7 protein-coding genes are annotated in these 13,347 nt (G+C 39.9%); 1 reads left to right on the forward strand and 6 read right to left on the reverse strand.

Annotation, left to right across the window (positions count from 1 at the left end; all coding sequences use genetic code 11):
* Positions 1–164 precede the first annotated feature (164 nt).
* Positions 165–6,581 (forward strand): lamin tail domain-containing protein, encoded by a 6,417-nt coding sequence (locus OWEHO_RS18005; RefSeq protein WP_014203105.1) that lies wholly within the window; start codon positions 165–167, stop codon positions 6,579–6,581.
* Between the two features lie 52 nt (positions 6,582–6,633).
* Here the strand turns inward: OWEHO_RS18005 and OWEHO_RS18010 are convergent, their stop codons facing one another.
* The 6 genes from OWEHO_RS18010 to OWEHO_RS13835 all read right to left on the reverse strand — a co-directional run bounded on the left by OWEHO_RS18010 (position 6,634) and on the right by OWEHO_RS13835 (position 13,329).
* Positions 6,634–7,647 carry an NAD(P)/FAD-dependent oxidoreductase gene (locus OWEHO_RS18010; RefSeq protein ID WP_014203106.1) on the reverse strand — a complete coding sequence of 338 codons (1,014 nt, stop codon included), beginning with the start codon at positions 7,645–7,647 and terminating at the stop codon, positions 6,634–6,636.
* Positions 7,648–7,709: 62 nt separating this feature from the next.
* Entirely contained in the window at positions 7,710–8,546 is an 837-nt protein-coding gene (gene porN / locus OWEHO_RS13815; protein ID WP_014203107.1) for a type IX secretion system ring subunit PorN/GldN, read from the reverse strand.
* 14 nt (positions 8,547–8,560) lie between these two features.
* A complete protein-coding gene (gene porM / locus OWEHO_RS13820) occupies positions 8,561–10,108 on the reverse strand; it encodes a type IX secretion system motor protein PorM/GldM (protein ID WP_014203108.1) in 1,548 nt (515 codons plus the stop codon).
* A gap of 65 nt (positions 10,109–10,173) precedes the next feature.
* Positions 10,174–10,839, reverse strand: a complete 666-nt coding sequence (porL, locus tag OWEHO_RS13825; RefSeq protein WP_014203109.1) for a type IX secretion system motor protein PorL/GldL — start codon at positions 10,837–10,839, stop codon at positions 10,174–10,176.
* Between the two features lie 42 nt (positions 10,840–10,881).
* Positions 10,882–12,303: a gliding motility-associated lipoprotein gene (locus tag OWEHO_RS13830; RefSeq protein WP_014203110.1), complete on the reverse strand. Its 1,422-nt coding sequence runs from the start codon at positions 12,301–12,303 to the stop codon at positions 10,882–10,884.
* Between the two features lie 57 nt (positions 12,304–12,360).
* Entirely contained in the window at positions 12,361–13,329 is a 969-nt protein-coding gene (locus OWEHO_RS13835; RefSeq protein WP_014203111.1) for a PorP/SprF family type IX secretion system membrane protein, read from the reverse strand.
* Between the last annotated feature and the right edge of the window lie 18 nt (positions 13,330–13,347).

Genomic DNA, 13,347 nt, shown 5'->3' on the forward strand with positions numbered 1-13,347 from the left:
ATTAAACCGTATTCTTGGTTTGAAAGACATGCTTTGATAATCAGTATTTTAAGAGTAGCGGTATGATTGTGGTTGAGGAAAGTGTTTAGCTAAATTGAATTGTCTTGTTGGAAATGAGTGGTTTAACCTTTCATTTTCGATAAACCAAACCAAAACCTTAACCTATGATTTCTATTAAACCCTTTTGGGTACTTATGCTTTTGTTTTGCAATAGTTCCGTCTTACTTGCCCAAGGCAGCAATTCAGCGAAATCGAATTTCCCCAAAAATAACACTAAGCAAACCGAAAAGGTTAGTTCCATTTTACTAAAGCTTTATACAAATAGTATAGCTCCAGAAGAAGAAGAGAAAGCATTACAGCTAAACCTAGATCTTTTAATGACTCAAGGCAGTATGATTCGTATTGAAGCTACTGCGGTTAAAGATGGTGAGGTGCTAGCTAAGCAACTTAAAAGTTTGGCTGCTAAAGATATTCAGGTTTATAAACGAATAGTAAATGCCTGGGTAAATATTAAGAACATACCTCAGTTGGAAGAGCTTGAGGAGTTACGGTATGCAAAGCCTGTTTATCGGCCAATTACAAATATTGGTTCGGCCAACTCTGAAGGTGATTCCGCTCTAGCGGCAAAAATGACTCGCTCAAAGTTTTGCTTGGATGGAAGTGGAGTAAAAATTGGTGTACTGTCAGATACGTATAACGCAAACTCTGGCGCTACTTCTGGAGTGAGTACTGGTGATTTGCCTGGTGTGGGAAATCCCAATGGATATACAACTCCTGTTACCGTAGTGGCAGATTTGACTGCGGGTAGTGATGAGGGTAGAGCCATGTGCGAAATTGTGCATGACTTGGCACCAGGAGGTGAATTATTCTTCGCAACGGCATTTACCGGACAAGCCGGTTTCGCCAGCTATATCGAAGATTTATATGACTTACACAGCTGTGATGTCATAGTAGATGATGTGTTTTATTACGAAGAGCCATTTTATATGGATGGGGTAATAGCTCAGGCTTGTGATTATGTTAATTCCAAAGGAGTGGCTTATTTTTCATCGGCTGGTAATAATGCACAATCTTCATACGAAGCACCATTCAGGAATAGGGCAGGAAGTCGCTGGCATGATTTTGATCCGGGTCCAGGCGTGGATACAATGCAGTCTATTACTGTAAATGCAGGTTCCGATATTCGAATAGTTTTACAATGGGATGACCCATGGGGTTCATTATCCCCAAAAGGAGCACAAACAGATATTGATCTTTACCTTTATGATGCTGCAGGAAGTTCGGTATTATTATCTGCAACGGATAATAATCTCAATTTGGATCCAACCGAGTTTATTTCAGGTAAGGCTAATGGATCGGGGACAGTTACATTTAATATTGCCATTAAGAACTATTCTGGCCCGTGGCCATCGTCACTTAAATGGGTTATTTGGGGAGGAAATGGACTTATGTATGAATATGCGCCAACGATCGCAAGTGGGCTATCTACATGTTTAGGGCATTCCAATGCGGCTGGGGCAATGGCTGTTGGAGCAGCACCTTGGTTCAGTAGTCCAGCTTATGGAACTAACCCTCCGCTGCCTGAGCCCTTCACTTCTTCGGGGGGAACTCAAATTCGATACGACTTAAATGGAAATTCAATTACGCCAATTGACCGTTTTAAACCAGAATTTACAGCTATTGATGGAGTTAGTAATACCTTTTTTGGAAATGGTCATTTTTTCTTTGGTACTTCAGCCGCAGCTCCACATGCGGCAGCTGTTGGGGCTTTAATGATTGAAGCCAACGAAAACCTGAATCCTACCGAGGTTAGAGATATCTTCAAGAATTCAGCAATAGATATGAGCACCAGCGGTTTTGACTATCTCACGGGTGCGGGTCTCATTCAGGCTGATGTAGCTATGCAGGAGGTTTATGATAACCTTTGTAATATAAGTTCAATATCGGTCGACTCTGCTCCAACATTAGAAATTGGTGACACAACCTATTCCGTGGGTATTATAGTAAAATATGCAGGAGCCACCTGCAACGATTCATTGTTGGTAAATGGAGAATTATTTGAAGTAACCAACCTGGATTCAGTGGCTGTTATTTTTTCTGGACTCGTAGCTGATGGTCTTCCTTTAGATGTTACTGCTTCTTTTTCGAGTCAAACCGGATGTAGTCTTACAGTCAGCGCTCTTTTTACTGCACCTATCACACCATCTGTTAGTATCCCAATTGATACTTTGGTGATTTCTGAGATTATGTATGATGCTCCTGAAACAGGACAGGATTCCTCGGAATTTATAGAAATATATAACCCCATATCTAAAAGTGTGGATATGACTGGTTTTTACTTTAGTGAAGGAGTCAATTATACATTTGGTAATGTAATATTACCAGCCGAAAGTTATGTGGTAGTGTGTGGTGATAGCCTTTCACTTTACAATAACTATGGTGTTTCAGGTTATGAATGGAATGGAGTACTCCACAATGGTGGTGAGGATATAGTGCTGAAGGATGCAAGGGGAAATACGCTGGATTCTGTAGATTATGACGATTCATCGCCATGGCCAACAAATGCAAAAGGAGATGGTCCTTCAATAGTGTTGTGTGATGTGGGGAGCGATAATAATATTGGTTCTAACTGGACAGAGTCTACCTCTCTTACAGGTACATCCGTAAACGGAAATGCTTTAAAAGGTTCGCCAGGTACGGGGGATGTAGCATGTGGTTCGTGCCCCACCCCAGATTCCACATTCGTCACCATTCTTAGCTGCGACTCAACCCTTGTAGGGAGCACATCAACATTATTTTCTAATGCCAGCAAGTGCGATTCTGTTCATACCATTATAACCATGTATGATGCTGGTTCTACAACCTTATTAGCTTCCATATCGATATGTTCAGGAGATAGCATATTCATTTTTGCAGAATGGCAAATGTCAGGAGGGATTTTTTATGACACCCTTCAAACCCAGCATGGTTGTGATTCTATTTTAAGTCAAGAATTGGTTGTGGATTCAATTATCAACTCTTCTGGCACAGAAATAACTTGCTTTGGAGATAGCGTTCTAATTTTTGGCAATTGGGAAATGATTTCAGGAGTGTATAGTGACACTTCTTCTAATATTAATGGTTGTGATAGTATTCATACGATTTCACTTTTGGCGCTACCAATATCTACAGGTAGTAGTGCCTTAGAAATTTGCGAGGGGGATAGTCTCCTTATTGGTGGTAGCTATTATGGAATGGCGGGCGTGTATAATGATACACTTATAGGGAGTAATACTTGCGATAGTATAGTTAGAGTCACCCTTACAGTTAATCTATTGGATACTGTTTATCAAAGTACTACAACCGGACACCCATTACAGGCTGGAATTTTTGATACCACCTATACCAACAGCAATGGTTGCGATAGTACAGTTATTACTACGGTAACATATTTGCCAACGAGCTTAGACACTTTGGTAATTACTGAAATAATGTATAATCCACCAGAAAGCGGTGCGGATATTCATGAGTATATAGAAATTTATAACCCCGGTCTGATTACCGTTGATATGACAGGGTACAGCCTCAGTGATGCTGTAAACTACACTTTTGGTAATGTTTCAGTTCCTTCTGGAGGATATGTTGTAGTGTGTAAGGATAGCTTAGCGCTTTACAGTCAGTTTGCCGCAAATGGGCATCAGTGGTCTGGGTCTGGAGTCTTATCTAATGGAGGGGAGCTTATACTTTTAAAAGATGCATTAGGTAACACAATAGATTCAGTTCCGTATTCACCAACAGGAACCTGGCCTATTGGAGCTGATGGAGATGGCCCATCCGTAGTTTTATGTGATTGGACTGCTGATAACACTATTGGTAGCAATTGGATAGAATCAACTAGTTCTACCGGCAATGTAATAAATGGAAATATGCTAATGGGCTCACCAGGCGCTGATGATGTTGCTTGTGGTCCTTGCACTACGGTAGATTCTACTTTTATAAATTTAGTTACCTGTGATAGTAGCTTACAAGGAGTGGTAGTAGTTACATTGACAAATCAAGATGGTTGTGATTCCATAATCACAACTACTACCATATTGGATCCGGGTAGTGTAACCCAACTTGCAGATAAATCGATTTGCAATGGCGATAGTACGCTGATTTTTGGAATGTATCAAACCTTGGCAGGTACATACTATGACAGTTTGATTAATAAGAATGGTTGCGATAGCACGTTGAGCCGTGAGTTAATACTAAACCCAACGTATTCAAACTTTTTGACTCCAATGAGTATTTGCGATGGTGATAGTGTTTTGATTTTTGGATTATATCAAGATATGGCAGGTGTTTACTATGATACCCTCAAAACTACCCACGGTTGCGATAGTATTATTGGTATAATGTTAGCAATTAATCTTTCGGATACCGTTCAACGTTTCACTACTACTTTAGATAGCAGTTTAGCGGGAATTTTTGATACTCTGTATACCAATGTAGAAGGGTGTGATAGTGTGGTTATCACAACGGTGGTATACGCTGGGGTACCTTGTGTAAATGATTCAATAATTGTGAATGCCATAACCTGCGATAGTACTTCGGCAGGAACTACAATTGTAAGTTACCCCAAAGTGGATGGGTGTGATTCTATTGTGCTCACCATCACTATTTACGATGGAGGAAGTGTAATGGCATTACCAGACAAAATGATTTGCGAAGGCGATAGTATTCTTGTGTTCAATACATATCAATATATGGCTGGTACTTATTATGATACTTTATTAAATAGTAATGGTTGTGACAGTTTATTGAGTTGTGGATTACTTGTGAACCCTACCTATGAAACGCAAAGTAATGTTTCTATTTGCTCAGGTGATAGCCTCCTCATTTTCGGAGAGTATCAAGGAATGGCAGGAGTATATGTAGATACTTTACAGAGTCTCTTAGGCTGCGATAGTATTCATACTGTGGTGCTTGTGGTTAAGCCCAATGTTATGACAAATGTAAAGGACAGCATTTGCCCTGGTGAAGGATTATTTGTGGGAGGAGCTTACCAAACTACAGCAGGAGTTTACTACGATACGCTGACAGCATTCAATGGCTGTGACAGCATCATTGAAATAACCTTATCTGTACGTACTGACTCAGAGTGTGATGGTAAAGTAGTCGGTGATAGTGTAACAGTGGTGACGGGAAAAAGCGGTTGGATGAAAAGCACAGTAACTAATATTGCCGAGGCGGGATCCTACCCTTGGCGAGGAGTAAGTGATTTACCTGCTTTGGCAACCTTTACTATGCCTGCAGAACTAGGTCAACCTCACCATTATCATAGTATTGACAGTGTTGATGGTGCTAAAGTTTTCAAAACTGGTAATGGCATTACTTTTTTCAGAACAACATTTAATTTGACGGTAGACACAGGTGTCAGTGCAAGGTTTAGAAGTTATATGGATGATGGTATAGAAATTTATATAAATGGCAAAGTGGTAGCACGTGAGAGCGATAGGGAAGTAGCCAACTTGACTGGTGTACAACATCATTTAATAGTACATCAGAATGGAGATCAAGAGAATGGCGCTTTAGGCGAACAAGAATTCGATGTTGTAAATAATTATCGGATGGATTCATTGGTGCATATTGGTAGCAATGAGCTTATTATTGCTTTACGCAATGCGCCTCAAATTACAGATAAAGGCGGCTTTAGCTTTCGTATGGACATTAAAACAGGCGAACCCTATATGCCAGTGTTTACGGGTTTCATTGTGTCAGATGCAGAATGGCAGCAGAGCACAGTTACTACTATTGGAGGATCAAGTTGGAGCTGGCCAGGCGTTAGTAGCTTGCCTTCTTCTAATACGTTTACACAAGATGTCAAACTTGGGCAGCCTTATAGTTGGTACAGCACCCAGGAAATAAATGGATCGTTTGCAATTGAGGCTACAGAGAATGTGACCTATTATAGAAGAAGGTTTACTCTAGTAGATTCAGCGGATATCAATGTCCGTTTAAGAAGTACGTTTGATGAGAATATTATGATTTTTATAAATGATAGCCTACTATCCGGACATTTTCAACATAATCTCATGAACCGTTCCCTTCCTGCTCATGATGCATGGTTTCCAAGTGGCGGAGTGCCTGTAAACGGTAATGCTGGGGGAGATATGTTTATGCAGGTAGAAAATGTTAATTTTGATCAAATTCTTCGTAAAGGTGATAATTACATCACTGTTGCTTTGCAGAATAGAGCTAATGATAAGGGAGGTTTTTCCCTAAGATTGGATTTGGATAAGGCTGGCGCTTCCGTAATACGGAAAGCTGGAAATGCGAACAATAGGGTGATTAGGGAAGAAGTGAAACTTGAATTGGATTTTGACTTGTATCCAAATCCTACCACAGGGCATGTGCATATTAGCTTGTTAGAAGGAACTTCTGATGATAATGAAGTTGTGGTAACAGATTTAAACGGTAAAATACTTTTGAGGCGCGCTTTGGTACATCGGGAAGCTGGTGCTATGGGTTTGGATTTAGGGTTTTTGCCTAAAGGAATTTATATGGTTAGGGTTAGATCAGGGGAGGTATTTAAAGGAAAACCTCTTGTGAGGTTTTAGTGGCAACTCATCTTGCTATTTGAGGGGCTTACATTTGTAAGCCCTTCTTATTTTACAGAAAGCGATCAATATTGTATGCTGCTGGTAATGGATTTCCAGTTGTCAAGTAATCCAGAAAGGTATTAGATAGCTGTGGAGCCATAAGTGCTGCTCTTGACCCCATGCCGTTGAATACCATTACATTATCTTTCAGCTTTCCAATGATAGGTTTGCGGTCTTTCGTGTTGGGACGTACTCCAGCTTGGTGATTAATAACTTCATATTTCCCAGAATATATTTTTTCTAAATCAGTTTTCAAGCGCTCTATTCCATCACCAGTAGGCATGTCGTTTAACTTGTCCCAATGGTAGGTGGCCCCTATTTTAAATTGTTTTTTACCAAGCGGGATGGCAAAAATAGAGCTATGTAAGATATTGTTTTCAGACAATCCATCCGTTTCGATGGTCATCACTTCTCCACGGGTGGGAGTAAAGGTGTTTTCAGGCAGTACTTCCCAATCTTTTAATAAATGACCATTACATAGTATTATGACTTGTCCAGATTCTGCTAGAGTAGAAAGATCATTTTTCGGAAATGGTGTCTCAGTAATAAGAATACTATTATTATTACAAAAAGCCTTGTGAGCGTTCAAGAAGCTTTGTGTATCAAGCCATCCAATGCCCTCAATAACTCCCAGTCCATGCGGTGCCAGTAGGTTCGGATTAGTGTTTTTTGCTAAACCTTTTAAGAACTGCGAATGGAAAACATTATCCTTTTTTTCCTCCCATAGGTTTATCTCGCCTGCATTAGCAAATATATGATGGATAGTGCTTTCATGGTAGAACTTAAATCCAGTTAAGACTTCTTTAGTTTGATAAAAATCAGGGATATGAGTCATAAATTCATCGGCTCCCTGAACCATTTTTAATCTTTTCAAGACTATTGGGTTGACTAAACCTGCGGCAACCTTTGAGGATGAGGATAGGGAAGGCTGATCAACAATATGGTGTTTAATGCCTTTTGCAAGAAGTTGAAATGACAAGGTGGCCCCAGCCAAACCTCTACCAACAATAATTATATCTTTCATATCATTAAAAAAGCCCTTTTACATTTACGTAAAAGGGCTTTAAATTTATTGATTAGGAGAAATCAATACTCCCAAAGATCATGTTCGAAATTGCGAAGCTCTTCTTTTATCTGCTGAGCCTCCAATAACTGATCAAGAGGTGAATTTCTCTTGTAGTCTTTAATCTGGCGGTCATAAACATTATCTTCCTTATAAATCACAGAGTTAAAGTAACGTATGTGGAAAATTTGGTCATATGTTAAACGTGCCGCATTGTTTTGGTTATTGAAAGCGGTGTGTGTGGACAATGCATAACGTGCATCTGGAAACCAAACCCAAAATAGAGTATAAACATCTTGTGTAGAAGGGTTTCTTACCACAGGCGAAATTCCGATAATTCGATTCTTCATTTCCCCACGTTGCTTATCAAAGAACCAGTCAGATTTAATCTGGTAGGCTAGTACATCTTTGGCAGTAATTTTAATAGTATCTACTGCTAAATACATACTCGGGTCTTCGGGATCCCAAAGAGTGTCAACCTTCGAAGCATACTTTTGAACTTGCTCAGGCGTAAGCGGTATTTCAAAACGATCGTCCGCAAAAACCTCCACAATTGTTCCTTCGTTTAGAATTCCATCAACTAAAACATCGTAAAGACTCTTTCTATCGGGAATGGCCTGAATAGGATAATAAAGGTGATGATTGATTTTCTCGCGAAGATCAATTCTTTCCCAATGGCGAGTACTCCACAGCATATCCGATTCCCTTAAATAAGGGTAAGGAAACACTTGATTGTGGTGGTAGTGCTTGGGTGGGTCGGGAATGATACCATCATCCTGAGGCGTAAGAACTTGAGCCTGTGAAGAAAAACTCACAGCCATAGCTCCAATCATCATTAAACTTATTATTATCCTTTTCATCGTATTCTATATTATTAATTAACGTCTATAGAAATGTTGCCAATTTGAGGTACACGGGTTCCTTTACCAGCTACAACAGCCTTAATATTTCTTATAGAAATGGTAGAACCGGGTCTAAGCTTAGAAATACGGGTTTTTACACCTTCTGGTAGCTTATCGCCACGTACTTGCTCTGGTGGAAAACCAGGAACAGCAATTTCAAAAGCTGTAACCGTTAGATCTAAGTCAAAAGGAAAATCTTGATAAGTAGCCTTAACAACGGCTTTACTGATCAAACTCTTGGACATAATACCTTCTGATTTCCCAAAAACACTTCCTTGTGCTGGTGGCAAACCTTTTACACGGAATTCTTTGCTACCCATATTACGGCTTACTGTTTTGCCGTTTTCGTCTATTTCTTGAACAGAAACGCTTATGGACATTTCTCTACCAGAGACATTAGTTACATCTGCCATATAAGTTCCGTTACCAAGTTTTTTGATACCAGGACCGGTTACCGTTAACTTTGATGGGTCTACACCAGGAACGCCAATGTCAAGAGGGTTGTCAACACCTCTATATAGCACATTCATCTTAGTTGGAGAAATTACAACTGAAGGAGGAGCTACTGTGTAGCTTGCTTCAATAGGGTACTCAATAGGATCTTTACCCATTTGACTAATCTTGATAACTCCAGCCCACTTTTGTTCTCCAACAGAGGAAGCTTTAAATGTAACCTTTCCCTTCCCATTTTCGATTTGCTCAGAAGAAAGAGCTTGTCCGTTAATGGTGATTTCAGGCTCCTGGGTGTCATCATATGCCGCCAAGAAAACTTCAGCCTCATACTCGTCACCTTGAGTTACATAATTAGATTTTGGCATAACGATAGCACGTACACCAGTAAACTTCAAGTCGCTTTTACCAATGTTACGCTGCAGCTCACTAATTACATCTGATTCAGTATTACGAACCTTAGCTTGATAATCTGTAAGGAATGGTAAAATAGCAGCCAATGGGAAGTGCTCAAAGTTTGCGCTTTCCCAAGAGGTTTTTACTTTGTCTTTACCTACTTCTTGATCTCCAGTGTCAAAACTTGTAGCAATGTTTGATTGAAGCTGAGGTTTATCAGCAACATATTGAGATACATTATCTCTATATGCATCAATTTTACTTTTTAATTCAGAAGCATGCTTTTGATTTAGAAGGTAGTTAATTGGTTTCTCACGGGCATCCAAACTTTTAGGAAGGCCTGTTTCTTTATCTACACCACCACTCACTTCTATAAGATCAGTTTTTAGCTGCGCTATATAGTTGTAAAGATCATCAGACTGCTTCTTCACTTCCTGAGCTTTTGTGTTCCACTCACCAGCTTTTTCTGGGTTTTCAGAAGCGGCTGCTGCAAAAGCACTATAAATATCTGCATTCTTCTTATCTACAGTTTGCACGGTTTGATCCAAGCTAATATTAAGCTTAGTAAGTGCATCCAGGATATCCTTCGAAATGTTTAGGGCAAGAAGAGCAGTTAACACGAGGTACATCATGTTAATCATCTTCTGCCTTGGGGTTTGTTTTCCACCTGCCATGTTAGAGGTCTATTTTCTTTAAGTTGTTAATCTTATTCGATTGTCAAAAAAGTCCTGAAACAGGCTTAATTTTTGTTAATATTCATTGCAGAAAGCATTCCGCCATAAACGTTATTAAGCTTACCAATATTGCTCACCAAAGAAGTTACTTCAGAGCTTAATTTTTCTGAGTCGTTAATAGTACTAGTAAGGTTACCGATAAGAGCATTTTGTGCTTCCATGTGGTTTGCAGAGCTTTCTAGTTGAACTGCATAAAGGGCGTTCAAAGACTCCATGTTTTTAGAGGCTAAACTTAATTGCTCACCATATTCTTTGGTAGCTGCTGCTGCTTCAACAGTACTGTTAAGTTTATTTGCAGCATCACCAAAATTTCTAAGACCTTCCCCTAAACTGTCAATAAGGGCTCCATCAATTTTAGCATCAGCAAGCATATTGTCTAACTCTTGAGTTGCTGTAAGACCGGTGGTGCGATTGTATTCTGTATCAGGATCTTCCATTCCAGCAAGTTCAGGGTATACCAATGTCCAGTCAAGCTCCTCATGTGGCTTTTCGAAAGCTGAAAAGAAAAAGATTACAGCCTCAGTAGTAAGACCAACAATAAGCATGATATCTGCACCAGGAAAGTGAAGAATCTTAAACATCGCTCCAAGAATAACTACTGCTGCTCCCCAGCCATACAATTTGGCCATGAAGTTCTTGAATCTTTTACTATTTACATCTATTAAAGCCATAGGTTGAAAAATTAAAAATTAAAATTTGAGTTTGTAGAAAAATTAAAAATCTTTTAGGTCACGTCCCATAAAGCTTTGAACTGTTCTAAAGCCGATATAGGACTTGCCTGTGTCTTGGTATTCGTAATCACGGCTGCTTACTTGCATGAAGTAGGCTACATCTTTCCAGCTACCACCACGAATTACTTTTCTTTTAAGTGTTTCTTCATCAGTATCCCTTGCGTTGTATTCAAAGTTAGGGCTGATATCACTGATATAGTAATATGAGGCTGCGTCAAATGCGGTACTTGTCCACTCAGAAACATTCCCAGCCATATTATAAAGGTTCAAGCCATTTGGAGCATAGGCGGTTGTAGTAACAGGGTAAAAACCACCGTCAGCCACAAGATTTCCACGCTTAGGCTTAAAGTTACCTAAGTAGCAACCAGAACTATTAAGCGCATAAGGCCCACCCCAAGGGTAAGTCATATTATCTTGACCACCTCTAGCAGCGTACTCCCATTCACCTTCGGTAGGTAGACGGAATTCATGTTCAATCATTTCACCTGAACTACCTAAATAGTCGTTTCGATATTTAGTACGCCAAATACAAAATGCTGTAGCCTGCTGCCAGTTTACACCCGCCACCGGATAGTCGTCATAAGCTGGGTGCCAAAAGTATCTGTCGTGCATTGGATCGTTGTAGCTGTATGTAAAGTCATGAACCCAAACTAAAGTGTCTGGATAAACGTTTACCACACCTTTTTCAAAGAATGAACTACGGTCAGAGATTTCCTTTGTGTCTTTGATGTAATCTCGGTAGGAGAAGTACTCTCCATCTTGATCCTCATCCTTGTAGTCATACATTACGCGATTACCACGCTGAGCCGCTTTTTGACGATTCAACGTAAAATATACATAGTTCAACTGACGGGCATCAATCATACTTCTTCCCAAAAACATTTCTTCTGGTGGTAAGTACATACTACGGATTATTTCCGTGTATTCTGCATCAGGATAGCGCTCGGTTCTCCATTCTAGGTAAGGCCCCCAATCAAGGCGTCTTTGCATAGAATCTGGATAGTTTAGAGAAACATATTCTTCGAAGAAGGTTGGATCCTCCATCTCAGCTGCATCAATAAGTTCATACCCCTCAACCAATCCATCCTCGCCTAGTCTAAATCGCAGAATCGAATCTCTAACCCAATTCACAAATTGACGATATTCATTATTAGTGATTTCAGTTTGATCCATCCAAAAGGAGGCTACCGATACCGTTTTGGTAGGCGAAACAAGGCTGTAAGGCACGTCTTGGTCTGCATTACCCATATTGTATGATCCTTGTGGAATGTATACCATTCCATAAGGTTCTGAAGGATACCAAGTAGGTCTATTTTGCACGCCTACTAATTCTCCTCTATCGTTGCTGCTGCATGACGCTAGTATAAAACTGGCACCCAACATCATGATTATGAGTTTCTTCATGTTATACGGTGTTAATTTCGTGTTGATTTTCAAATAGTTTCAATCAAGGCTGCTATATTACAAAAATCTTGGATTCTTGTAACTTCCCTTTTGTCTCGGTGGAATCTCTATCTTAAAGCAATAGCTTAAAAAGATTTCATGGCTCCCACCACCTTGCTGAGAAATGCCATTAATTCCTATATCATAAGAATAACCTGCTTTAAGTGACTCTGTAAACTGATAACCCACGTTCACCGCTACAGCTTCCGTGAGTCTATAAGTAACGCCTCCCCAGAATTTATTATTGTACACCCCCATCACGTTAACGTCAACTACGGATGAGGCACCGAAGTCTGACTTGAGTAAAAGACTCGGACGAAGGTCAATGTTAGAATTAGGAATGGCCCAGTTATAACCTCCCATAATATAATAATGTCTACGATTATAGAAATCTGTAATCGTAGAAAGGGTAGGGTTGAGTGCTGGGTTGACATTATTGTCAAGTTCGGTTGAACTCTGAGCTAAACGAGCCGAGGAAATGCCCGCCCACCATGTGTCATTTTCGTAATAAATACCCAAAGAGCCGTCAAAAGTAATGCCTTGAGTAATTGGAGCGGTAATACTGGGATCGAAACCAGTGGTGCCATCAGGAGCAACCCATTCCGCATTATTAACGCTTGATGTAAATAGTTCAAGGTTTAGTCCAAAACCTAAAGTTCCATTTGCTAATTCCATTTGATAGGCGTAACCAAGGCCAATATTAAAATTTTGGAAGTAACCAATCTGGTCATTAGAAACTTTAAGAGCCAAACCGCCATGAAGTTTTTTAATTGGAGCGTTAATATTTAAGTTTTGACTGGTAGGAGCACCTTCAAAACCTACCCATTGGCTTCTATGGAGCGCATTTACGCAAATGGCACCACCACTTCCAGCTACTGCAGGATTGTAGTATATTTTGTTGAACATGAATTGGGTGAACTGCAAATCTTGCTGACCTACAGCTAGATAAGAGATGCCCGTAAGCAACATTATGTAAATTTTCTTCATAGAGATTTGCTCCTTTTC

The organism is Owenweeksia hongkongensis DSM 17368, assembly GCF_000236705.1.
GTDB classification, from domain to species: domain Bacteria; phylum Bacteroidota; class Bacteroidia; order Flavobacteriales; family Schleiferiaceae; genus Owenweeksia; species Owenweeksia hongkongensis.